The 21850-nt window shown below is 72.2% G+C and carries 29 protein-coding genes; 15 read left to right on the forward strand and 14 right to left on the reverse strand.

The window, feature by feature from the left end; all coding sequences use genetic code 11:
* Positions 1-160: 160 nt before the first annotated feature.
* From ACFVFS_RS07805 to ACFVFS_RS07820, 4 genes are all read right to left on the reverse strand, one after another.
* On the reverse strand, positions 161-2719 hold the full coding sequence (locus tag ACFVFS_RS07805; RefSeq protein ID WP_380621313.1) for an ABC transporter permease: 2559 nt from the start codon (positions 2717-2719) through the stop codon (positions 161-163).
* Between the two features lie 22 nt (positions 2720-2741).
* Positions 2742-3530, reverse strand: coding sequence for an ABC transporter ATP-binding protein (locus tag ACFVFS_RS07810; RefSeq protein WP_380621315.1), 789 nt, complete (start codon positions 3528-3530; stop codon positions 2742-2744).
* A 435-nt stretch (positions 3531-3965) separates the two neighbouring features.
* A complete protein-coding gene (gene ssuE, locus ACFVFS_RS07815; protein ID WP_380621317.1) occupies positions 3966-4520 on the reverse strand; it encodes an NADPH-dependent FMN reductase in 555 nt (184 codons plus the stop codon).
* A gap of 187 nt (positions 4521-4707) precedes the next feature.
* Positions 4708-4794 carry a putative leader peptide gene (locus ACFVFS_RS07820; RefSeq protein ID WP_350554585.1) on the reverse strand — a complete coding sequence of 29 codons (87 nt, stop codon included), beginning with the start codon at positions 4792-4794 and terminating at the stop codon, positions 4708-4710.
* Between the two features lie 204 nt (positions 4795-4998).
* On the opposite strand from ACFVFS_RS07820, the gene ACFVFS_RS07825 reads away from it, so the two are divergent.
* Together ACFVFS_RS07825 and ACFVFS_RS07830 are read left to right on the forward strand one after the other, a co-directional pair.
* The gene (locus ACFVFS_RS07825) at positions 4999-6381 is read left to right on the forward strand and encodes an LCP family protein (protein ID WP_380621319.1); all 1383 of its coding nucleotides are present in this window, start codon (positions 4999-5001) and stop codon (positions 6379-6381) included.
* Between the two features lie 71 nt (positions 6382-6452).
* Entirely contained in the window at positions 6453-6989 is a 537-nt protein-coding gene (locus ACFVFS_RS07830; RefSeq protein ID WP_380621321.1) for a hypothetical protein, read from the forward strand.
* A gap of 4 nt (positions 6990-6993) precedes the next feature.
* Here ACFVFS_RS07830 and ACFVFS_RS07835 read toward each other — a convergent pair whose 3' ends face one another.
* Positions 6994-7629 (reverse strand): hypothetical protein, encoded by a 636-nt coding sequence (locus ACFVFS_RS07835; protein ID WP_380621323.1) that lies wholly within the window; start codon positions 7627-7629, stop codon positions 6994-6996.
* Positions 7630-7924: 295 nt separating this feature from the next.
* Here ACFVFS_RS07835 and ACFVFS_RS07840 point away from each other — a divergent pair, with 295 nt between their 5' ends.
* The 3 genes from ACFVFS_RS07840 (at position 7925) to ACFVFS_RS07850 (ending at position 9535) form a co-directional block, all read left to right on the forward strand.
* Entirely contained in the window at positions 7925-8458 is a 534-nt protein-coding gene (locus tag ACFVFS_RS07840; RefSeq protein WP_380621325.1) for an NUDIX hydrolase, read from the forward strand.
* Between the two features lie 346 nt (positions 8459-8804).
* Positions 8805-9173: an RNA polymerase sigma factor gene (locus ACFVFS_RS07845; protein WP_380621327.1), complete on the forward strand. Its 369-nt coding sequence runs from the start codon at positions 8805-8807 to the stop codon at positions 9171-9173.
* 221 nt (positions 9174-9394) lie between these two features.
* A complete protein-coding gene (locus ACFVFS_RS07850; protein WP_380621329.1) occupies positions 9395-9535 on the forward strand; it encodes a hypothetical protein in 141 nt (46 codons plus the stop codon).
* A gap of 223 nt (positions 9536-9758) precedes the next feature.
* Here ACFVFS_RS07850 and ACFVFS_RS07855 read toward each other — a convergent pair whose 3' ends face one another.
* Both ACFVFS_RS07855 and ACFVFS_RS07860 read right to left on the reverse strand, forming a co-directional pair.
* Positions 9759-10286 (reverse strand): hypothetical protein, encoded by a 528-nt coding sequence (locus ACFVFS_RS07855; RefSeq protein ID WP_380621331.1) that lies wholly within the window; start codon positions 10284-10286, stop codon positions 9759-9761.
* 113 nt (positions 10287-10399) lie between these two features.
* Positions 10400-10696, reverse strand: coding sequence for a hypothetical protein (locus ACFVFS_RS07860; protein ID WP_380621332.1), 297 nt, complete (start codon positions 10694-10696; stop codon positions 10400-10402).
* A gap of 236 nt (positions 10697-10932) precedes the next feature.
* Between ACFVFS_RS07860 and ACFVFS_RS07865 the strand changes: the two genes are divergently transcribed.
* Positions 10933-11340, forward strand: a complete 408-nt coding sequence (locus tag ACFVFS_RS07865) for a VOC family protein (protein WP_380621334.1) — start codon at positions 10933-10935, stop codon at positions 11338-11340.
* A gap of 80 nt (positions 11341-11420) precedes the next feature.
* Here ACFVFS_RS07865 and ACFVFS_RS07870 read toward each other — a convergent pair whose 3' ends face one another.
* From ACFVFS_RS07870 to ACFVFS_RS07885, 4 genes are all read right to left on the reverse strand, one after another.
* Positions 11421-11891, reverse strand: coding sequence for a GNAT family N-acetyltransferase (locus tag ACFVFS_RS07870; RefSeq protein WP_380621336.1), 471 nt, complete (start codon positions 11889-11891; stop codon positions 11421-11423).
* 196 nt (positions 11892-12087) lie between these two features.
* Positions 12088-12543, reverse strand: coding sequence for a barstar family protein (locus ACFVFS_RS07875; protein ID WP_380621338.1), 456 nt, complete (start codon positions 12541-12543; stop codon positions 12088-12090).
* A complete protein-coding gene (locus tag ACFVFS_RS07880) occupies positions 12533-12967 on the reverse strand; it encodes a ribonuclease domain-containing protein (protein ID WP_380621340.1) in 435 nt (144 codons plus the stop codon). The genes ACFVFS_RS07875 and ACFVFS_RS07880 overlap by 11 nt, the downstream gene beginning before the upstream one ends.
* A 145-nt stretch (positions 12968-13112) precedes the next feature.
* Positions 13113-13547 carry a VOC family protein gene (locus tag ACFVFS_RS07885; RefSeq protein ID WP_380621342.1) on the reverse strand — a complete coding sequence of 145 codons (435 nt, stop codon included), beginning with the start codon at positions 13545-13547 and terminating at the stop codon, positions 13113-13115.
* Between the two features lie 321 nt (positions 13548-13868).
* On the opposite strand from ACFVFS_RS07885, the gene ACFVFS_RS07890 reads away from it, so the two are divergent.
* The gene (locus tag ACFVFS_RS07890) at positions 13869-16010 is read left to right on the forward strand and encodes an IPT/TIG domain-containing protein (protein ID WP_380621344.1); all 2142 of its coding nucleotides are present in this window, start codon (positions 13869-13871) and stop codon (positions 16008-16010) included.
* 293 nt (positions 16011-16303) lie between these two features.
* Here ACFVFS_RS07890 and ACFVFS_RS07895 read toward each other — a convergent pair whose 3' ends face one another.
* The 3 genes from ACFVFS_RS07895 to ACFVFS_RS07905 are packed head-to-tail and all read right to left on the reverse strand — an operon-like array spanning position 16304 to position 17138.
* Positions 16304-16543 carry a hypothetical protein gene (locus tag ACFVFS_RS07895; RefSeq protein WP_380621346.1) on the reverse strand — a complete coding sequence of 80 codons (240 nt, stop codon included), beginning with the start codon at positions 16541-16543 and terminating at the stop codon, positions 16304-16306.
* Entirely contained in the window at positions 16540-16776 is a 237-nt protein-coding gene (locus tag ACFVFS_RS07900) for a hypothetical protein (RefSeq protein WP_380621348.1), read from the reverse strand. The genes ACFVFS_RS07895 and ACFVFS_RS07900 overlap by 4 nt, the downstream gene beginning before the upstream one ends.
* On the reverse strand, positions 16773-17138 hold the full coding sequence (locus ACFVFS_RS07905; RefSeq protein WP_380621350.1) for an ATP-binding protein: 366 nt from the start codon (positions 17136-17138) through the stop codon (positions 16773-16775). The genes ACFVFS_RS07900 and ACFVFS_RS07905 overlap by 4 nt, the downstream gene beginning before the upstream one ends.
* A 319-nt stretch (positions 17139-17457) precedes the next feature.
* Between ACFVFS_RS07905 and ACFVFS_RS07910 the strand changes: the two genes are divergently transcribed.
* The 8 genes from ACFVFS_RS07910 (at position 17458) to ACFVFS_RS07945 (ending at position 21837) form a co-directional block, all read left to right on the forward strand.
* Complete coding sequence (locus ACFVFS_RS07910) at positions 17458-18321, forward strand: helix-turn-helix domain-containing protein (protein WP_380621352.1); 864 nt, start codon at positions 17458-17460, stop codon at positions 18319-18321.
* The gene (locus tag ACFVFS_RS07915; protein ID WP_380621353.1) at positions 18314-18505 is read left to right on the forward strand and encodes a DUF397 domain-containing protein; all 192 of its coding nucleotides are present in this window, start codon (positions 18314-18316) and stop codon (positions 18503-18505) included. Before ACFVFS_RS07910 ends, ACFVFS_RS07915 begins: the two co-directional genes overlap by 8 nt.
* Before the next feature lie 365 nt (positions 18506-18870).
* Entirely contained in the window at positions 18871-19062 is a 192-nt protein-coding gene (locus tag ACFVFS_RS07920) for a hypothetical protein (RefSeq protein WP_380621355.1), read from the forward strand.
* Positions 19046-19573, forward strand: a complete 528-nt coding sequence (locus ACFVFS_RS07925) for a DUF6879 family protein (RefSeq protein WP_380621357.1) — start codon at positions 19046-19048, stop codon at positions 19571-19573. The genes ACFVFS_RS07920 and ACFVFS_RS07925 overlap by 17 nt, the downstream gene beginning before the upstream one ends.
* The gene (locus ACFVFS_RS07930) at positions 19570-20403 is read left to right on the forward strand and encodes a helix-turn-helix domain-containing protein (protein ID WP_380621359.1); all 834 of its coding nucleotides are present in this window, start codon (positions 19570-19572) and stop codon (positions 20401-20403) included. Before ACFVFS_RS07925 ends, ACFVFS_RS07930 begins: the two co-directional genes overlap by 4 nt.
* 80 nt (positions 20404-20483) lie before the next feature.
* Positions 20484-20723 (forward strand): DUF397 domain-containing protein, encoded by a 240-nt coding sequence (locus tag ACFVFS_RS07935; protein ID WP_380621361.1) that lies wholly within the window; start codon positions 20484-20486, stop codon positions 20721-20723.
* A gap of 76 nt (positions 20724-20799) precedes the next feature.
* Entirely contained in the window at positions 20800-21279 is a 480-nt protein-coding gene (locus tag ACFVFS_RS07940; protein ID WP_380621363.1) for a hypothetical protein, read from the forward strand.
* Between the two features lie 72 nt (positions 21280-21351).
* A complete protein-coding gene (locus ACFVFS_RS07945) occupies positions 21352-21837 on the forward strand; it encodes a DUF6879 family protein (protein ID WP_380621364.1) in 486 nt (161 codons plus the stop codon).
* Positions 21838-21850 lie beyond the last annotated feature (13 nt).

Genomic DNA, 21850 nt, shown 5'->3' on the forward strand with positions numbered 1-21850 from the left:
CCATCGGCCCGTGCGCGCTTTCGCGGCCGGGTGGGGGCGAAAGGGTGTGGGGGATGGGGCCCCGGGGCACCCTCCCCCCTCCCCCGGCCCCCCCGGTTCCCCCGTCCCCCCTCTTCCTCCGGCGCGACCCCCGGTCCCCCGATCCGGAGGTCGCCTCCGGTCAGTCCGTCGCGATCGCCGCGAGGACGTTCATCCGACCCGCCCGGAAGGCCGGGACCAGGGCGGCCAGCAGGCCGATGACCACCGAGGCCGCGAGGGTGAAGACGATCGTGGCGACCGGGACGGAGAGCGCCTCCAGCCCCTGCGTCCGCAGCACCCGCTGGCCGGTGATGCCCCAGGCCAGGCCGAGCACGGTGCCGAGCACGGCGCCGAACAGGGCGATCACCACGGACTCCAGGCGGATCATCCGGCGCAGCTGGCGGCGGGAGAGCCCGATCGCCCGCAGCAGGCCGATCTCGCGGGTCCGCTCGACCACCGAGAGCGCCAGGGTGTTGACCACGCCGAGCACCGCGACCACGATCGCCAGGCCGAGCAACCCGTAGATCATGTAGAGCAGGGTGTTGACCTGCGACTGGACGAGGTCCTTGTACCCGGCCTGGTCGCGGACCGAGGCCTGCGGGTACTCCTTGAGCGCGCCCTCCAGGGCGGTGAGCGTCCCGGCGACGTCGGTTCCGGCCGCGGCCTTGCCGAAGAGCACGGCGTCCGCCGGCTGGTCGGCGGCCGGCACCGCCTTGCTGACGGCCTCGATCGAGGCGAAGGTGTTGCCGTCGAAGAGCGAGTTGCCCTTCGTCATGATGACGCCGACCGGCAGCGACTGGACCCGGCCCTGGCCGTATTCGATCTTGAGGCTGTCGCCGATCCGGAGGCCGCGGTCCTTGGCGTAGTCCTCGCCGATCGCCAGCGCCCCCTGCTTGATCGAGTCGGCGCTGCCCTCCTTGACCGGCAGCCGGAAGTCCTCGGTGAACTTCGCGGAGACCGCCGAGACGCCCTCCTCCGAGGTCTTGCCGTCCGGTGCGGTGAAACGCGCGGGCAGGTACTTCTGCTCCGTGACGTGGTCGATGCCGGAGGTCTTGCGGACGGCGTCGACGATCTCCTGGGAGAGGCCGTTCTGCCCGCCCGTGATGATGTAGTCGGCGCCCACCGAGCGGTCGATCTGCACATTGGTGGACTTGATCACCGTGGAGGTGAAGACCGAGGCGCCGATCACCAGCGCCAGACCGATCATCAGCGCGGCCGCCGTCGCACCGGTGCGGCGCGGGTTGCGCATGGCGTTGCGCTGGGCGAGCTTGCCGGACGGGCCGAACAGGGCGGGCAGCACGGCGCCGAGCACCCGCACCAGGGTGGTGGCCAGCAGCGGGCCGAGGACGACGAACCCGACCAGGGTGAGCACCACGCCCAGCCCGATGTACCGGCCGCCGGTGGCCATCTCCTTCGCGCCGGCGGCCAGCACCAGCAGACCGCCGCCGCCGGCCGTGAGCACCAGGCCGATGACCGCCCGGATGGTGTTGGAGCGGGGCTCGGCCGGGGTGCCGTGGTCGCGCAGCGCGGCGATCGGCGCGATCCGGCTGGCCCGGCGGGCCGGGATCCAGGCCGCGAGCACGGTGATCACGACGCCCACCGCGTACCCGGCTATGAACACGTCCGCGCCGATCTTCAGGTCCCCGGCGTCGAGGTGCATGTCGACCGCGTTCATCAGCTGGATCAGCCCGACCGCCAGGCCCAGGCCGGCGCCGATGCCCAGCGTGGAGCCGGCCGCGCCCAGGAGCAGCGCCTCCACCAGCACCGAGCGGTTGACCTGCCTGCGGCTGCCGCCGACGGCGCGCAGCAGGCCGATCTCCCGGGTGCGCTGGGCGACCAGCATCGAGAAGGTGTTGATGATCAGGAAGCCGCCGACCAGCAGCGAGATGCCGGCGAAGCCGAGCATCGCGTACTTCATGAAGTTGAGGAAGGAGCCGACGCTGTCGGCGTTCTCCGCCTTCTGCTCGGCGGCCGTCTTCGCCTGGACACCGGATCCGAGGCCGGCCAGCGCGGCGGCCTTGAGCTGCTCGTCGGTGCGGCTGCCGTCGCCGAACACCTCGACCGAGGTGTACGCGCTCTGCCCGAGCAGCACCTTCTGCGCGGTGGCGGTGTCCAGGAAGGCCAGCGCCGCACCCGGGTTGGTGGTCTTGAAGGCGGCGATGCCGACGATGGTGAAGTCGTGCTTGTCGGTGGTGATCAGGCGCAGCCGGCCGCCCATCGCGAGCTTGGCCTTCTTGGCGGTGTCGGCGTCGACGACGACCTGGTCGGCGCCCTGCGGAGCGTGGCCGGAGGTGATCTCGACCGCGTTGCGCGGGGTGTCCGCCCAGTTGCCGACGATGGTCGGGGCACCGGAGGTCGGCCCCACCCGCTTGTTGGTGGCCGGGTCCGCCAGGGTGGCGCTCTGGACCGCCACCTGGCCGACCGCCGTCCTCACCCCGGGGATCGCGGCGACCTTGCCGACGCTGTCGGCGGGCACGGTCAGCGTCTTCGCCCGCGGGTCGTCGCCGAGCTCCGGCTTGGCGGGCTGGACCGAGAGGTCGGAGGCGGTCGAGGCGAAGAGCTTGTCGAAGGTGCTGGTCGCGGTGTTGGAGAACACCAGCGTCCCGGACACGAACGCGACCGAGAGCACGACCGCGATCAGGGAGAGCAGCATCCGCCCCTTGTGGGCGAAGAAGCTCCGCAGTGACGTCTTGAGCAGCATGATCCTGTCCGTCCCTGCCCGCTCAGCTGGTGCGCTTGCCGTCGAAACGGCGCATGCGCTCAAGGACGGAGTCGGCCGTCGGGGCGTGCATCTCGTCGACGATCACACCGTCGGCGAGGAACAGCACGCGGTCCGCGTAACCGGCGGCGACCGGGTCGTGGGTGACCATCACGATGGTCTGGCCCAGCTCGTCGACACTGCGGCGCAGGAAGGAGAGCACCTCGGCGCCGGAGCGGGAGTCGAGGTTCCCGGTGGGCTCGTCACCGAAGATGATCTCGGGACGCGCGGCCAGCGCCCGGGCCACCGCGACGCGCTGCTGCTGGCCGCCGGAGAGCTGCGTCGGGCGGTGCTTCAGCCGGCCCGAGAGGCCGACCGTCTCCACCACCCGGTCCAGCCAGGCCTGGTCCGGCTTGCGGCCGGCGATGTCCATCGGGAGCGTGATGTTCTCCAGCGCGTTCAGCGTCGGCAGGAGGTTGAACGCCTGGAAGATGAAGCCGATCTTGTCCCGGCGCAGCCTGGTGAGCTGCTTGTCCTTCAGCCCGGTGACCTCGGCCTCGCCGATCCAGATCCGCCCCTCGGTCACCGTGTCCAGACCGGCCAGGCAGTGCATCAGGGTCGACTTGCCGGAACCCGAGGGGCCCATGATCGCGGTGAAGCGGCCGCGCTGGATGTCGACGTCGACCGCGTCCAGGGCGGTGACCCTGGTCTCGCCGGAGCCGTAGGCCTTGGTCACCTGACGGGCCGAGGCGGCGACGGCGGCGGCACCGCCGGGAAGCTGGGGGTCGTACACGGCTGCTGCTGCCGTCGTCACTGTCGTCTCCTAAGAAGTGGGCCCACCCGTTGCCCCCCAGCCTCGTGCGTTCCACCCGTCCGGCGACATCGCGCAGGGGATAGTTTTCGACCGGGAGTTAGCTTCACCCTGCCGGTGCACCGGGGACCCGGACCCGATCGCACCGGGTCCGCCTCGGACGGGCGGGGACATGGACAACGTTAGGAGTCGGCGCCCGGCGCCTCGTCATCCGCCGGGAGGAAGCGGCCCAACCGGAGTTGTACGGGGTGGCAGACCCCGCCCCCTAGGGGTCGGCCGGGGCCCGGTCAGGGTCCGCCCGTAAGGAGGCCCCGCCCGGCGGTTCGCCGGACGGGGCCCGAGGTGGTCCGAAGGGGCCCGGGGGTCGGCCGCGCGGGGCGCCGGAGCCGGGGCTTCAGGACGTCGGGGCCCGGACGCCGGAGCGCCCGGGCAGGGGTGTCAGCAGGCCAGCGCCGGGGCGGCCCGGCGGTCCAGGGCGGCCGCGAACGCCTCCACGACCGGCCGCAGCAGCACGTCGGTCTCGCGCTCGATCACGGTCGTTCCGTCCTCCCGGACGGTGATGTGACGGTCCAGCACGAACCAGCCCTGGGTGATGTGGTCGGCCCCCATCGAGCTGAGCACCGGCCGCAGCGCGTAGTCCACCGCCAGCACGTGCGCGGTGGAGCCGCCGGTGGCGAGCGGCAGGACGGCCTTGTCGCGCAGCGCGTACTGCGGCAGCACGTCCAGCAGCGCCTTGAGCAGGCCCGAGTACGCGGCCTTGTAGACCGGGGTGCCGATCACCACGCCGTCGGCCTCGGCGAAGAGCTCCAGGGCGGCGGCCAGCTCGGGGTGCGACAGGTCGGCGGAGAGCAGCGCCTGCGCGGGCAGGCTGCGCACCTCGAAGGGGACGACGCGGTGGCCGCGCTCCTCCAGCCGCGCGTCGACGAGGCGCAGCAGACGGGTGGTGCGGGAGGTCGGGGACGGGGAGCCGGAGACGGACAGGATGGTGGCCATGGGTTCACCTCGGGGAGGAAGCGGGGCGGCGCTTCGGCAGCACGGGGCGCTCAACGGGCGCGGGAGGACCGGGCGGGGACCGCCGGGCGGACCGGGACCGGCCTACCGGCGGGCAGCGGTGAGCGCACTGCGTGGGCAGCGTCGAGAAGGGGGGAGGAGGACGGTGGTGGGGTTCGACGGGTGTGCGTCAGCCACAACAGAGCGAACAGGACACACGCAGAAGGTCGACGTGCCGCCGACGCGTGAGGGTCCATCGCTGATCCATGGCAGTCATGCAAACACGCACCGTTCGGGACGGTCAAGGATCGTCCCGCCAGGCGAACACCAGGTGAGACGGACGGTGAGACGGCGGCGCGGGGCGCGGGCCGTCGCCGCCCTGCCGCGGAACGATCCGGTGCGTGCATCAAAACTGCTACAAGGGCCCTGGTGGGGGCCCCGGGGGGAGTCACCGGCCCCGGCGTCGGGCATCCTCTCCCACATGAACACGTGGCAGGAGGGCCGCCCGGGCGGCGGCGGGAACCCGTACGGCGGCGGCAACGGTGGCGGTGGCGGCGCGTACGGCAACGGCGGCGGCGCCGAGCCGCCGCTGCCCGCCTCGCTGAACCCGCGCGGGCCGGGCGCGCCGGCGCCCCGGCAGCCCCAGCCGCAGCAGCCCCAGGCCCGGCCGCAGGGGCAGCCCGGACAGCAGGCGCGGCAGCCGCAGGCGCCCGGGTTCGGGCCCGCGCCGGGCTACGGCCCCGGCCAGGGGCAGGGCCACGGGCAGCCCGGACAGCCGGGCCGGCCGGGGGTGCCGTCGCAGGGTTCCGGCGGCCCCGGTACGCCCGGCGGGCCGATATCCCCCGGCGGGCCGCAGTCGCCCGCCGCCAGACCCTCGCGCTGGCCCCGGCGCCGGATCGTCAAGTGGTCGGTCTTCGGGGTGCTGATCGCCCTGATGGTCACCGCCGTCTCCACCTGGTTCTGGGCGGACTCCAAGCTCAACCACGAGAAGGTGCTCGCCGACTACCCCGGCCGGCCGGCCGCGGGCAAGGGCACCAACTGGCTGATCGTCGGCTCCGACAGCCGCAACGGCCTCTCCGACGCCCAGGAGGAGGACCTGCACACCGGCCACGCGGGCGGCAAGCGCAGCGACTCGATGATGATCCTGCACGTCGGGGACAACGGGAACACCCTGATGAGCATCCCGCGCGACTCCTGGGTGCCGATCCCCGAGCACACCGGCGAGAACGGCAAGCCCGTCAAGGCGACCACCGCGAAGATCAACTCCGCGTTCGCGACGGGCGGCGGCAAGCTGCTCGCGCAGACCGTCGAGACGAACACGGGCATCCGCATCGACCACTACGCCGAGATCGGCTTCGCCGGCTTCGTGGGCATCGTCGACTCGGTCGGCGGCGTGGACATGTGCATCGAGCAGGACGTCAAGGACAAGGACTCCGGGCTCGACCTCAAGGCCGGCTGCCAGACCCTCGACGGCACCGAGGCGCTCGCCTTCGTCCGCCAGCGCCACCAGATGGCCGACCAGGACCTCGGCCGGATGCGCAACCAGCAGAAGTTCCTCGGCGCGCTGGCCAAGCAGGCGGCCTCGCCGGCCACCGTGCTCAACCCGTTCACGTTCTACCCGCTGGTCTCCTCCGGCCTCGGCACGCTGATCGTCGACGACGACGCCGGGCTGACCGACCTGGGCTCGCTGTTCCTCGCCATGAAGGACGTCAACGGCGGCAGCGGCAAGAGCATCACCGTGCCGATCGCCAACCCGGACTTCAAGACCAACACCGGGGAGTCGGCGGTGAAGTGGGACACCGCGAAGGCCAAGCAGGTCTTCGACGCCTTCCGCAACGACACCGCCGTGCCGGACGTGAAGTAGCCGCCTCCGACGGGCTGCGCCGCCCCCCGCGGGTGCGTGACTCGCCGTGACGGCGCCGACACAATGGGCGGATGTCACTCGTCACCGCGCTGATCTACCGCCGCCGCCACCGCCTCCTGGGCCGCCTGGTCCAGGAGGCGCTCGCGTTCTACGGGATGGAGGTGCCGGCCGCCGCCGAGATCGGGCCCGGGCTCATCGTGTTCCACCGGGGCTTCGGGACCGTGCTGCACCCGTACACGACGCTCGGCGCCGGGGTGACGCTGTACAACGGCGTGACCGTCGGGCGGGCCGACCCGTGGGTGCCGCAGGAGGAGAGCGCGATGCGGCGGGTGGTGGTGGAGGACGGCGCGGTGCTGTGCGCGGGGGCCAAGGTGGTCTGCAAGGAGGGCGTGCTGACCGTCGGCGCGGGGACCGTCGTGGGCGCGAACGCCGTGCTGACCCGCTCGACCGGGCCGGGCGAGGTCTGGGCCGGCGCCCCCGCCCGCAGGGTGGGCCTGCGGGCGGGGTGGCCGACCGGGCCCGGCGGGGGCGACGAAGACGACTCGGTCGCCGGTGCGGCCTCGGGTACGGCGGGGGTGCGGGCGCCCGGCCGAGCCGGCGGACGGTGAAAGCTCAGCGGGCCGCCACGCCCGGGAGGTGGCCGGTCGCGCACTCCGCGTACCGGTGGACGGGCTCGCCCCGCCAGCGCTCACCCTCCCCCGCGACGCCCTCCCGCTCGCCCGCGAAGCCGTGGTGGATCACCTGGCCGCCGCGCCCGTCCGTCCAGCCGGCGCGCGTCAGATGGACGACGAGGGTGGCCGGGTGCTGCGGCTGGGGGCGCTCCAGGACGAGTTCGCGCAGCCCCTCCCCCGGCGGGAAGGTGACCACGGCCTCGCTGGTCCGCAGCCGCGCCCGGTGCGGCTCGATCTCCACCGCCCAGTACGCGGACACCGTGACCTCCAGCCGCCCGTCGAGGCCGCCCCCGTCCGGCTGCACGTACTCCTCGTCGGCGACCCAGCGGGCGTGGTTGCGGATGTCGTCGGGGCCGAACCACTCGGCCCAGGTGACCCAGTAGCCCGCGACGTGCTTGATCGTCATGCCCTCGCGGGCGATCCGCACCGGGATGCGGGTGAGACTGGCGGGCTCGCCCAGCAACAGGACCCGGCCGTCCCTGTCGACCCGGAGGTCGCCCTGCGGCTCGAAGGAGAGGACGGTCACCTGCTCGAAGGTCACCTCACCGTCGTCCTTGCGCCGACTCTTCTGCCTCATGGGTGAACCACCTTGCCGCGAAACGGAGTTGAACGGCTCACGGCCACCCCGGTGGCGGGCCGGCCGCGCCTCGCGCAGCATATGGTGCACGGTTGGTCGCGGCGCGTGATTCCGATGAATCCCCCCGGAGGGGGCGGCGCGCGGCTATTCTGCGCCTGCACACGACGCCGTGCGCGCCCCCGACCACCGGCGCGCGCCGCGAACGCGCCGCTGCCGCACCGCAGGGGCACCGCAGGCACACCGCAGGGGCACCACAGGGCACCGCAGGCACACCGCACGGAAGGAGCCCGCGCCGATGGGCGACGCACACTGGCGGGAGCTCCACCGGGAGCAGATCCACAGCGCGTACGGGCGCGGCGCCGACCGGGTGACCTTCGAGATGCCCGACGGCCGCGAGGAGGTCTACCACCTCGCCAACGAGTACGCGGCCGCGGCCGTCGTCGCCCTGACGCCGGACCGGCGCATCGTGCTGACCCGCCAGTTCCGGCCCGGCCCGCAGACCGTGCTGTACGAGCTGCCGGGCGGCGTGGTCGACGCGGGCGAGTCGCCCGAGCACGCCGCCGCCCGCGAGCTCGCCGAGGAGACCGGCTACCGGGGCAGGGTCGAACTCGTCACCGCCACCTGGCACGACGCCTACTCCAACGGCGTGCGCTACGCCTGCGTCGCCACCGACTGCACCCCCACCGCCCGGCTCGCGCACGACCGCAACGAGTTCATCGAGGTGGTGCTGATGGACCTCGCGGAGTTCCGGTCCACCGTGCTGCACCACGGCCGGCTCACCGACGTGGGCCCGGCCTACCTGGGCCTCGACCACCTCGGCCTGCTGTAGGGCGGCAGGGCCGCGGACCGGCGTCAGGGGGCGGTCGGGAGGCGGTCCAGGACGATGCCGAAGTGCGTGCGGGCTCCGCGGCACCCGCCCGCCCGGGCCGCTCGGCCCCGATCCGGTCGAGGTACGCCGCCACCTGATCGGGGGTGAGGCCTTCGGGGTCCTTCGGGAGTTCGTCCACGCCCCCATCCAAGCGGACCCGGCCGCTCCGGCCATCGGTCCCGGGACGTAGGGGACGACGGGTCGAAGGGCCCGTTTCCGCGCGGCCTCAACGGCGGCGCGACAGGCCGGGGGAGGCGGCCCGGCGCCGGGCTCCGCGCCGCACGAGGGGACGGTGTTCCATCGGCCGGTGATCGCCTACGCCACCACCGTGGCGCGCCGGTTGGCCATCGACCACTGGAGGTCGGCCGCCGTCCGCAGGGAGGAACCGGTCCCGGAGATCCCCGACGGGAGCCGGCCCGCGACGGCCGGGGAGCCCGGCGACGGCCACCCGGGCGCCCGCCTGGAGTTCGAGGAGCTGCTGCGGATCGTCCGGAAGGCCAGCGGCGATCAGCGGCAGGCGAGGATCTGGGAACTCCACCACATCTGGCTCTGGAAGGGGACGGAGATCGCCGAGACGCTCGGGATCTCCGCGTCCACCGTCTCCCGCGAACTGAGGCGGGCGAACGAGCGGGCCCGGTCGGCGCCGATCCCCCTGCCGCGCCGGGAAGCCGACTGACTGGGTCCGCGTCCAGGGTCCGCGGGCCGGCCGGGAGGCCGGCCCGCGGGTCCGGGTCGCGGGTCCGGGTCGGGGCGCCAGAGAGGAGCCTCGCGGGCCGGTGGCCGTCCGTCCACCGACGGACCACCGGCCTTGTCACGGAAGGGAAGACGCATGCAGGAGTTCGGGCGGCCGATCCGGGGGGCGCGGCCGCAGAACCAGCAGGGGGTCGGGGGGCCGACGTGCACGAGAACCGGGACGCGTTCTACGCCGAGCTGTCCGCGGGGGCGGACGCCCTCGGCGACCCCGTCGGCGAGCAGGCGGGGGATCTCTCGATGCGGGACGTCCCGTGGTCCGTCACCGAGACGGGAGGGACGCTGTGAGGTGCGCCGGGAGCCCGGGGAACCGCGTCCGGCCGCGGACGGAGCCCGCGGCCCGGCGGGTGTACGCGATGGTGTCCCGCCTCGTGTTCGCCGCTCCGCCGTGCGCGCCGGCCGGCTGGTGGGGCGCCGCGCGGCTCCTGGCGGCCGGCGGTCCGGCGGCCCCGGCGCCCCTACGGCTGTGACCCCGCGGGCCTGCTGCCGCCGACCGCGGCAGCAGGCCCGCTCAAGGGCGGGCGAAGGCGCGGAGGTAGGCGCCGGCATAGGCGGCCGCCTCCTCACGGCTCGTGCACGGGGCGGCGTCGGGGGCGGGGGTGCCCCGGGAGCCGTCGGCGGCCCGGGCGGTCCAGGTCCAGTGGCCGGTGGCCGCGTCCTGGGTCAGTTCGGCCTCGCCGTCGAAGAGTTCGAGGGTGACCGGGTCCGGGGCGGTCGAGGGGCGGGGGACGGCGTCGGGCCACTTCTTGCGGGCGCCCTGGCGGGTGATCCCCCAGGCGGCGCCCAGCTGCTCGTAGCTCGCGCCGTACGAGCCGGCGGTACCGGCCGCGGTCTCGGCCAGCCGCTTGACCTCGGTGTCCACCACCTTCCAGGCGGCGAGCACACTAAGCGCCACCTCGGCCGGGTCACCGTCCCACATGCGCCGCTCGGGCTGCCCCGTCGCGCGGGAACGGACGGCCGCGGCGAGCGGATTGAGGGCGTCGAGGAGGGCGGCGGCGAGGGCGGACTGCTCGTCAGGGGTGATCTCGGGAGTCGACATACGACAACCATAGTTAACAATCCCCGCCATGGTAACCAAAGTTGTCAATTCGTCGGCCGGTCGTCGCAGGAAGCCGGACGGGCCGACTTCCTGCGAGCGCCGCCCCGCGGGCGTCAGGGGACGTAGACGCTCCGGCCGGCGATCGGCGCGTAGATCTCGCCGGGGACGATGACGTGCTCGACCTCCCCCGTGCAGCCCGACGCGGTCCAGACCTGGACGCCCGAGTCGGTCAGGTTGGCCACCACCGGGCGGACGAAGTCGCCCAGCGGGAGGCACCCGCTCGGCTCCGGGTACGCGGCACCGTCGATGACCAGGACCCCGTGGGCCGCGTACGCGGTGTTCGGGACCGCGACGGCCAGGGCGGCCGCCGCCAGCCAGGCCCCCAGAACGGTGGCGGTGCGTCGCTTCATGTGCTTACTCCCTCTCGGCCGGCGCGGAGCCGCCCCGTTGCGGCCCCGCCGGTGCGGCACAAGGTAGTGAGGCGACGGCGCGGAGCCGTGGAACGGCGGGCGTGGCGGTACGGGAGCGGAGTGGGAAGTCGGGCGGGCCGACTTCCTGCTCCGGAGTTGTCACACGGGGCGGCCGGCATCCGTCAGGGAGGCAGCGGGGCGACACCGCGCCGAACCACCGAGGAAAGGGCAACACCGTGCTCACCAGGGTCATGTACGTCACCGTCTACGTCACCGACCAGGACCGCGCGCTGCGCTTCTACACCGGGCAGCTGGGACTGGAGAAGCGCATCGACCACCCCGGCCCCGAAGGCCGCTTCCTGACCGTCGGCGCCCCGGGCCACCCGTTCGAGATCATCCTCTGGCCGCACCCCGCGGCCGCCGGCCAGCCGGTGGGACGGGACGAGGTGCCCGCCCCCGGCCCGATCATCCTCGAATCGGACGACCTGCTGAAGGACTTCGAGATCTGGCGCGAGCGCGGGGTCGCCTTCGACTCCCCCGCGCCGGAGGAGTACGCCTTCGGCATCCGCATCGAGGCGGCCGACCCGGACGGCAACCGGATCTCGCTGCGCCAGCAGCGGCGGGTGGAGGCCGCCAACGGCTGACCGCGCAAGCGGGGAACGGGAGGACGGGGGCCTTGCACCGCACCGGTGCAGGGCCCCGATCCGTCGGCGCCGCCCCGGCCTCAGCCGAGGTGCTTGAGCATCTTGACCGAGGTCGTCTCGTAGCCGAGCGACTCGTAGAGGCCGCGCGCGCCCGTGTTGAACCCGAAGACGTTGAGGCCGAGGGTGCGAGCGCCCTGCGCCCGGGCGTACTCCTCGCCGAGGAGCATGGCCGTGCGCCCGAGGCCCCGGCCGCGCCTGTCCTCGTCGATCACGACGTCCCAGATCCACCAGGAGGCGGTGTCGCCGCTCGTGTCCGGTCCGATCCAGAGGTGGCCGACGGCCAGCCCGGCCTCGTCGAGCACGTCGAAGACCGCGTGCCCCGGGCCGGGCTCGCCGGAGGGAAAGGCGCGCGCCATGCTCTCGTCCGCGTGCCGTTGGGCGTCCCCGGGCGTCTGCCCGGCGCTGACGAGGTCCTTCGCGTAGTCGCGTCGACTGCGGTCGAGCCAGGCGGGGAAGGCCCGGGCGTCCATGGGGCGGAGGGTTGCAGACATCGGGCCAGCCTCACACACCGCGAACGTCCGCGTCGGGGAATTTCTCCCGCACCGCGCCTTCTCCTCGCGTTCCTCGTACTCCTCGTGCAGGGGCGAGGATCCCCACCGGTTGGCGGGCACCGGGGCCGTGCGGTTCCCCGGCCGGGCGGCGGGCGCGTTGCGGCCCGGTCAGACGGCCCGGGTCGGATGCCGCGGGTCAGATCGCGCGGCCGGCGGAGCGGAGACGGAGTTCGGTGAGGGCGGCGCGGGGCGGGGTGGTGGCGAACAGCACGCGGAGGGGCGAGTCGGCGGCGGGGGTGGTGGCGGCCGCGTCCAGGATGGCCAGCAGGGTGGCGAGCTGGTCGGGCCGCTCGTCGGCGAGGAGGTCGTCGGCGGCGGCGACGAGGACGAGGAGGTGGGCGGCGGCCCCGGCGCCGGGCGGGTGGAGGGCGTCGTGCAGGCACTCCTCGAAGGCGTCCCAGTTGTGGCCGAAGTAGTCGGGGAAGGCGAGGGATTCGGCCCACTCGGTGAAGAGGGCCGCCCTGGTGCGGCAGCGGTCGCCGCGGACCAGGCGGAGCCGGTGGGTGCCGGTGGCGAACCCGGCCCAGGGCCGGCCCGGCAGGAGGTCCCACCGGGCCGGACCGAGGGGGGTGTCGGGCAGGTCAGCAGCCATCGGAGATTTCGCGGAAGTCGGTGTAGTGGTCGGAGGTGTACCAGGTGCGCTCGGTGGCCCCGTCACGGACCAGGCGCTCGGCGTCGCGGTGGGTGGTCGGCGTCGGCCGGGGGTTGACGTCGTACTCGTGGTAGGCGCCGCCGGGCGGGAGGTCGCCGCTGCGGTTGCCGTACGGGTTGCTGCCGCGGATGTACTCCGGCCCGGGGAGGCGGAAGTCGACCGGTCGGGGGTTGGTCGGCCACCCGAGGTCGAGCCAGATCTCGCAGGCCCGCTCGACCTGGGGAGGGAAGTCCTCCACCGGGAGCGGGGGCTGGATGACCGCCCGGCCGTGGGAGGCCGGAGCCGCCCAGGCGGGGGCGGCGGGGAGGACGGGGCAGGCGAGGGCGAGGACCAGGGCGGCCTGCGCCGGACGGCGGAGCTTCATGGGGACCCGTTTCGGTGCGGGGGCGCGTGCATCGAAGGGGTATCGCGCGGCGGTTGGACGTACGGGCGGGCGCGCCGGGGTCGGCGTCACGCCCACCCGTTCGGGTGACGTCCGGTGGCGGGGCGGGCGGCCGCGCCGAGGGGGCTCAGTCGAGGCAGAACTCGTTGCCCTCAATGTCCCGCATCACGATGCACGACTCGTACTCCCCGTCCGCGAGCATGACCCGCTCGCAGACCGCGCCGAGCGCGACCAGCCGGTCGCGCTCGGCCTCCAGCGCGGCCAGGCGCTCGTCGCCCACCAGCCCGGTGCCTGCCCTTACGCAGAGGTGCACCCGGTTCTTGACGACCTTGCCCTCGGGCACGCGCTGGAAGAGCACGCGCGGGCCCGCGCCCGTGGGGTCGCTGCAGGCGAAGTACTGGGGCTGGTCCTCGGGGGTGTGCAGGCGGTCGAAGTCGTCCCACGTGGCGAACCCCTCCGGCGGCCCCGGCACGACGTACCCCAGCACCTCGCACCAGAAGCGGGCGAGGCGCGTGGGTTCCGCGCAGTCGAAGGTGACCTGAACCTGCCTGACCGATGCCATCCGGGCAGCGTAGCAAGGGGGGATCCGCCGTTCGATTCCTTTATTTGCTCCACGGATCGGCGAGGGGCGGCTCTCGCCGGGCCGGAAGCCGGGAAGGTATCACGGACAGTCGCGTTCCGCTTGTGAATGGACGGAAACGGTCGTGATCCGACATTCTAGGGATCGTCAAATTCCGTGAGCATGACGCTATTTGACGCCGCCCGGCCGGGGGGCCGGGTGGTACGAACCTGCGGAGAGGCGGAGTTCATGGCACTGGTCCCCGATATCGGGGCTCCTCGCCCGGGCCGTTGGCGAAGGCTGCGGCGCGGTGCGGCGGCGGCGGTGACGGCCACGGTGCTCGGCACCCTGGGCGCGGTCGTCCCGGCCGCGACGGGGCACGCGGCGCCGACGGCTCAACTGGTGTACATCGCCAACATGCGCGACAACTCGGTCACCGCCTACGACCCGGCGACCGGCGCCGTGGCCGCGACCATCCCCGTCGGCACCACGCCGGAGGGCGTGGCCTTCTCGCCGGACGGCACGCGGGTGTACGTCACCAACAACGGCAGCGACTCCGTCTCGGTGATCGACACCGCGACCAACACCGTCACCGCCACCATCCCGGTCGGCCGGGCCCCGCAGCCGGTGGCCTTCTCACCGGACGGCTCGCACGCCTACGTGGCCCACGGTGCCGGCGGTGTGGACGTGATCGACACGGCCGGCCTCGCGGTCACCGCCACCATCCCGGTCGGCAGCCTGCCGACCTCGGTCGCGCTGACTCCGGACGGCAGCATGGCCCTGGTCGGCAACTTCGGCAGCAACTCGGTGTCACTGATCGACACCGCCGGCAACACCGTCGCCCTCACCATCGGCCAGCCCAACGGCGCCAGGAACCCGGCGGGGCTGGCGATCACCCCCGACGGCACGCGGGCGTACGTCACCAACTACAACACCGCCAACGTCTCGGTGATCGACCTCCTCGCCTCCCTGATCGTTGCGACCGTCCCGGTCGGGTCCCTGCCGATGGGCGTGGCCGTCACGCCGGACGGCCAGTACGCCTACATCGCCAACCTCGGGTCCGGCTCGGTGTCGGTCCTGAGCGTCGCGACCAACACCGTCGTCGCCACCGTGCCGGTCGGCATCCGGCCGATGGCCGTGGCGGTCGACCCGGCCGGCGGCTCCGTGTACGTCAGCAACAACACCTCGAACACCGTCTCGGTGATCGACACCGCGACCAACACCGTCACCGCCACCGTCGCCGCCGGGACCGGCCCGTTCGGCCTGGCGGTCGGCAAGCCCGTCCCGCCGGCGGTCACCGGCATCAGCCCCGGCCACGGCCCGGTCGCGGGCGGCACCACCGTGACGATCACCGGCAGCCGGCTGACCGGCACCAGCGAGGTCACCTTCGGCGGCGCCCCGGCGAGCGACGTGAAGGTCGTCGACGCCTCGACCGTCACCGTGACCGCCCCGCCGCACGCCGCCGGTGCCGTCGACGTGGCCCTGACCGTCTCGGGCCGCACCGTCGCCGCCGGGCAGTACACGTACGACGTCCCGGCGCCTGCCGTGACCGCTGTTGCGCCCGACCACGGCCCGCTGGCGGGCGGCACCGTCGTCACCCTCACCGGTACCGACCTGACCGGCGCCACCGCGGTGACCTTCGGCGGGACGGCCGCGACGGCGTTCACCGTCGACAGCGACACCCGGATCACCGCCACCGTGCCGGCCGCGGCCACCGCCGGGAAGGCCGACGTCATCGTCACCACCCCCGCCGGAACCAGCACGGCCCAGCAGTACACCTACGAGGCCCCGGCTCCCGTGGTGGCCTACGTCTTCTCCAAGTCCGCCGACCCGAAGTCCGGCTCGGCCGTGAAGTCCGGCGACAAGGTGACCTACAGCGTCACCGTCACCCAGCAGGGGGCGGACGAGGTCAAGGGCGCGACGGTCAATGACGACCTGTCGAAGGTGCTGGACGACGCCACCTACAACGGCGACGTCAAGGCCACCTCCGGCACCGCCGAGGTCAAGGACGGGAAGCTGACCTGGAGCGGTGATCTGCCGGTGGGCGGCAGCGCGACGATCACGTACTCCGTGAGCGTGAGCGGCAGCGGTGACAAGCAGCTGCACAACGTCGTCACCACGTCGGACGACAAGCGCGGCCGGTGCGCCACGGAGAAGGGCTGCGAGACGGACCACACGGTCACGGCCGGAAGCACCCCGTCGCCGTCGCCGACCTCGACCTCGTCGCCGTCGCCGACGCCGACGTCCACCGGTGGCGGCCAGACGCCCGGCCCCGGCGCGTCGAGCCAGGCGCCGGTGGCCCCGCAGGCCCCGGCCGCTCCGGCCGCTTCAACGCCCCGGCAGCCGTCGGGCACCCTCGCCAGCACCGGTGCCACCGTGCTCACCACGGCGACGGTCAGCGGCGCCCTGCTGATCCTCGGCGGCCTCACCGTCGCCTTCAGCCGGCGCCGGAGCCGCCAGAGCTGATTCAGAGGGACCCATGAGAGTGGGGTGGTCGTGGCTGGACGCCGCGACCACCCCACTGTCGTTCCGGGGCACCTTGCCTGGTGGTGCTCGCTCGGGGTGAGCGAGCACCGCCAAGCACCACTCCGCTGGGCGCGGAGTGGGAAGTCGACGAGGCCGACTTCCTACTCCAGGGGAGCTGAGCCGCTTTGTGGGCGGCCCCCTGCCTGACGCAAGGGGCCACCGGAGCACAGCTCCCGTCCGTTCGACGTGGAGCAGGAAGTCGGCGGGGTCGACTTTCTGCTCCGGGGGCGTTGTCAGCGGGGTGTGGGGCGGCGGTTGTCGGGGTTGGTTTCGGGGCTGAAGTGGTGGGCCTGGCGGGCGATCCAGGTGTATTCGGGGGTGCCGTCGGGGTTGGTGCGGAGTTCCCAGCGGCCGTGGCGGGTGATGGGGGGTGGGGGCGGGTTGATCCTGAGGGTGGTGAGGACGCCGGTGATGACGGTGGCGAGGGCGAGGGCGAGGAGGACGGCGAGGGCGCCGATGTGGAGGGTGGTCATCGCCGGCTCGTTTCGCGGAGGAGTTCGAGGAGGTTGAGGAGGGTGGCGAGGGAGGTGTCGCCGAAGTGGATGAGGAGGCGGCCGTCGATGGTGGTGCCGTTGACGTGGGCGGAGCCCCACTGGATGCCGAAGGGCTTGCCGCGCTGGTGGAGTTCGCGGAGGAGGGCGGTGGCCTCGGGTTCGGTGTAGGTGCGCAGGTACGGGTCGTGGGGGGTGAAGGGGGTGGTGTTCACGCGGCGGCGTCCAGCTCGAACCAGGTGACCTTGCCGGTCTTGGTGGGGGTGGCGCCGAATCGGTGGGTGAGCGCGTGGACGAGGTGGAGCCCGCGCCCGGAGACGGCGAAGGGATCGGCATTCGCGCGGGACTCGGGCAGGTCGGGGCAGTCGTCGCAGACCGCGACGCGCAGGGTGGTCGGGAGGAGGGAGACCAGGACGGCGGGGGCGGGGGAGAGGCCGTGCTGCCAGGCGTTGACGAAGAGTTCCTGGAAGGCGAGTTCGGCGTCGGCGATGGTCTCCGGCGGCCAGCCGGCGGAGAGGAGGAGGGAACGGAGTTCGGCACGGACGGCGGTGCAGTCGGGCGGGTTGAGGGCACGCATGGCAAACCTCCATGGGAAGAGGCGGGGGCGGGGAGGCGTGTCGACGGATGCGCCACCGTGAACGAGGCCAGCCCAGACCGGCTGCTCTGCGGTGCGAGAGGGCAGCATGCGCCTACTGCCCCAGTGAAAGGCATTACTGACGATCCGTCTGATCGCTGTGAAATCGACCATAGCGCATCCCCTATTAAAATTAATCCAAGTCTCGGAAGTTCCCCCCGAAGGGGGATGCTCCGCCTCCCGAGGCTGCCTGCCTGTACCCCGGTGGCTCTCGTTGCAGGCGGCACGGCACACTGGCGTCGCAACCGCCTGAGAGGACGCCATGGCCCTTCGTCAGAAGCCAACCCTTCGCCAACGCCGCCTTGGCGCCGAGCTTCGAAGGATGAGAGAGACGGCCGGCCTCGGCGGTAGTCAGCTCGCCCGCCTGCTTGAGGTGACGCCTGCGCTGGTGACTCAGATGGAGAACGGCAAGTCGGCCGTCAGTGTGGAGCGGCTGCGAGAGATCGCCGCCGCCAGCATGTGCACCAATGGGTCCTTGATCGAAGCGCTCGCCGACATGGTCAAGCAGCCTGACGCCGGTTGGTGGGAGGAGTACAGCGACAGCCTGGCAACCGACCTGCTGGATGTGGCTGCGATCGAGTGGCACGCTCGGAGGATCTCTACCTACTCGATCACCTTTCTTCCTGGGCTGCTCCAAACCTCGGCGTACGCGGCATCGGTGTTCGCTCGTGCCGTTCCGCCGCTGCCACCGGCCGATGGCGATGCCAGGATGGCTTTCCGGCTGCAGCGGCAGCGGGTCGTTCGATCGGGTGCGACGCCCTACGTGGCGTTCATCCACGAAGCCGCATTGCGCATGCAGTTCAGCGGACCGAAGGTGCTTGCCGACCAGCTCGGAGCCCTCGTCGACGACTCGGAGGACCCGGGAATCTCCATCCGGGTCGTGCCGTTCGATGTCGAAGCCTTGCCGGGGCCGAGCGAGAACTTCGTCTACACCGAGGGTCCGGTTCCCGAACTGGACACCGTGCAGATCGACATCAGCTTCGGTTGTCCGCTCTTCGACACCCCGTCCGACCTTTCGAACTATCGCGAGGTGCTTGCCAGTGTGGCCTCGGTAGCTCTACCGGAGGGGGAGTCGCGAGACTTCATCCGTTCCGTCAAGAGTGAGGTAGTGCGTAAGCATGGGTAGCCCCATATGGCAGAAGTCCAGCTACTCCGGTTCGAGTAACGCGTGTATCGAGGTTCGTGCGACGAGTCGAACAGTTGAACTGCGTGAGTCCGAGGACGGCGATGTCGTCCTCCGTACCGACTCCGCCGCCTTCGCCGACCTCCTCCGTGCTGTCAAGGCCGGTGAACTCGACCACCACGCCTGACCCCGGTTGCCCCTCGCTCGGCCCGAGCGAGGGGCAACCGCCCACCACCCGCCGCTCCTCCTGGTGAGGCTGGAGACTCGGCGGAGTAGGAAGTCGACGAGGCCGACTTCCTACTCCGGGGTCTTCCTCCGGTGGCCCCCTTGCGAACAGCAAGGGGGCCACCGGAACCGCGCCGCGCCACTGCGGGAGCAGGAAGTCGGCCCGGCCGACTTCCTGATCGCCCTGATGGTCTCCGCTCTTGCCGAGCGCGAGTGGATTGCCTGTTCGAGGCAGGACGGTTTCCAGTGTTGGAAACGGAAATCTCTTGTCGGCCCCCGGGGGCCTCGGGAGCATTGGTGTGACGCCAAGCCACCGAGGAGGCGGCTATGAAGCTCACGCGCCTTGTAGGTTCATGCGACGACGGTGACTGCCCGACGCTGTACCTGACGGATCGCGGCACCCTTGCCGTTCAGGGCGATCGGATCACCGGGGACGGTCTTCGGCTTCCGGCCCACGAGACGCTCGTCGAGATCCCTGTCGAACTCATTCGAAAGGCTGTCCGTGACAACCTCATCTAGGAGCCTCGGGGACTGGTTCTCGGCGTTCGACCGGGAGGCGTTCCGGCTGGAGACGCTGGACGACTACAGCCGGTCCGGTGGAGTGGACGCCTACCGCGCGTTTCTCGCGGGGGAACCGCAGCCGGAGGACTACCGGACCGCCGGTTGGGTCGGGACGGTGGCCGAGGCCACCCACGGGGGGAAGCGCATGTACCGGGTCCACGTCCTCTCGCGCCCGCTCACCGACTACCTTCGCTTCGAGCTCGCCTGGGGGTATCACCGCAACATGGCGGTCGGAGAGGAGTTCTTCATCCTGGACACCACCGGCCGGGACAACCCCATCCCGCAGGCGCCGGACTTCTGGCTCTTCGATGACGAGGCCGTGGCTGCGATGACCTACGACGGCAACGGCAAGTACCTCGGCGCGGATTTCCCCGACGCCTCGCGGCTCGACGAGTTCAGGGCGTACCGGGACACCGCGATGGCGCACTCCGTGCCGTTCGCGGAATGGTGGGCCCAGTACGGCGCGTGAACAGAACGCAGCTCGGCACGGCGCTACGGGCACTTCGGCAGGCTTCCGGAAAGGAGGCCAAGGCCGTCGCCCGTGGCGCCGTCATGTCTCCGAGCAAGCTCAGCAAGATCGAGACCGGCAAGGTGGCGCCCACCGTCGTGGACGTCGAGCGCATCCTCACCGCCATAGGAGTGTCGGACGAGGTCAAATCCGAGTACATGGCGGCTGCTCGTTCGGAGGCCACGGAAGCGACGGCATGGCGCCTGGTCCGACGTCTCGGTCACCATCGGAAGCAGCAGCAGATCAAAGCGCTGGACGACGCGACCAGGGTGCTTCGCGTCTTCCAGCCCTCCATCGTTCCCGGGTTGCTGCAGACACCCGAATACGTGCGGGCGGTGTTCGGGCGGAAGGGCCTCGGGGAGGACCAGCTGTCACGGGCGGTCGCGGCGCGACTGGCCAGGCAGTCGACGCTCTACGATGCTGCCAAGAGCCTGCGATTCGTGATCACCGAGCCCGTCCTCAGATGGCGATTGGTGCCGGCGGCGATGATGGCCGGGCAGTTGGACCGCATCGTTTCCGCATCCCGGATGTCGCACGTGGACATCCGGGTCGTGCCGCTCGACGCGCAGCAGTTCGACGTGCCGGCCCACTCCTTCGTCATCCGGGACGATCGTATGGTCACGGTCGAGACCGTCCATGCCGAGGTGGCGGTCACCGATCCGCGGGACGTCGGGATCTATGTGCGAAAGTTCGACGGATTCGCGGCCGGAGCCCTCTTCGATGACGACATGCGTCGCCTGCTGGAAGGCATCCGGGACGACTTCTTGAGGGAACAGGAAAGCGCCTCGTAGCGACTGCCTCCCCGCCCTACGGTGGGTGCCGCTCGACGCGAGCCGCAGTGGCTCCCGTCGATCCACTGGAGGTGGGCACGATGGAACGCATCGACCTGTACGAGATCAAGGTCTCTCCCGAGCTGACCGTCTTCAAAGCGTGCGGGGGCAACCAGCAGTCGGAGCACGAGACCTGCGCGACGCTGCGGGAGGTGCCCGGTGTCCTGGGCGGGTTGTGGGTGATGGGCGACACCAAGCGGCCGGGTGCGGAGCTGCGGTTCAGCACGGCCGAGTTGGCGGCGGCGGGGATCGACCCGGCTCGCTTCGACACGGCGGTCTGACCCGGCACCGACCGAAACGGCCCCGCCCCCGCGCCAATGGGGGCGGGGCCGATCCATCCACCACGGGTAGGCGCGCATGGATCACTGGCACAGGCCCGAACTCCACTGGCACTGCTACGCCTGGGTGGGCGGCAAGCGGCCCGAGGACGTCGAGAGACGGCCACCCGAACCGCAGAACGGCAGGCGGCCGGTCTGGAACAGTCCGGTCCCGCCCCTGGAGGTCATGCACTGGCTCACCAAGCCGGCCGACCGGATCAGCCTCACCACCGACGACCCGGCGAGCGCCTTGGACTGGCTCGGCAAGCAGCTCGCCGACGCTCCGGGCCCGGAGACCGACCTCCCCTCGGCCCTGCGGCTCGACTACGCGCGTGAGTTCCTCGCGCAGTACCCCCACGACGTGGTGTGGACGTACTGGACTCCCGCCCGGCAACTGCGCTCCGTCGCCGCCGTCTCCTGCCCCCGCACCCACGGCCCCACCTCGGAACCGCCGCCGCCCTGCCCGCTGGGGCCCACCGCCCTCATCGCGGGTGAGGGCGGTGGACCGGGCGGGGGTTGACCCGGGGCGGCGGTGGGCGGGATCGTGCGTACGGCGGACGTTCGTGTGCGTGGTTCCTCGGAGAGGCTGGTCGTGTCGACCTCACCCCTTGTGCCCGGTGATCGGTTCTCGGCGTTCGACCGGGAGGCGTTCCGGCTGGAAGTCCTGGGCGAGCACGGCTCGGACTGGCCGGAGGAGTACCGGACGGGCAGCTGGTCCAGGGTCGTGATGGCGGCCCGCCGGGCCGGGAAGCGCATGTACCGGGTCCATGTGCTGACGCGCCCGCTCAGTGCCTGCGTCGAGGCCGACCTCGAATGGGGACTGATCCGGCACGTGAAGGCGGGCGAGGAGTACCACGTCCTGGACGTCACCGAGCAGGAGAACCCCGTCCGGGGCGTGCCGGACTTCTGGCTGTTCGACGACGAGACCGTGGCGGCGCCGCGCTACGGCGAGGACGGGCGGTACCTCGGCGTCGGCTTCCCCGACGCCGGCGAAGCGGCCCGGTTCAGGGCGTACCGGGACGCCGCGATGGCCCGGGCCGTGCCGTTCGAGGAGTGGTGGGCGACGTACGGTACGTGAGCCGGGCCGGACC

This window comes from Kitasatospora sp. NPDC057692, assembly GCF_042799475.1.
Taxonomy (GTDB): Bacteria; Actinomycetota; Actinomycetes; order Streptomycetales; family Streptomycetaceae; genus Kitasatospora.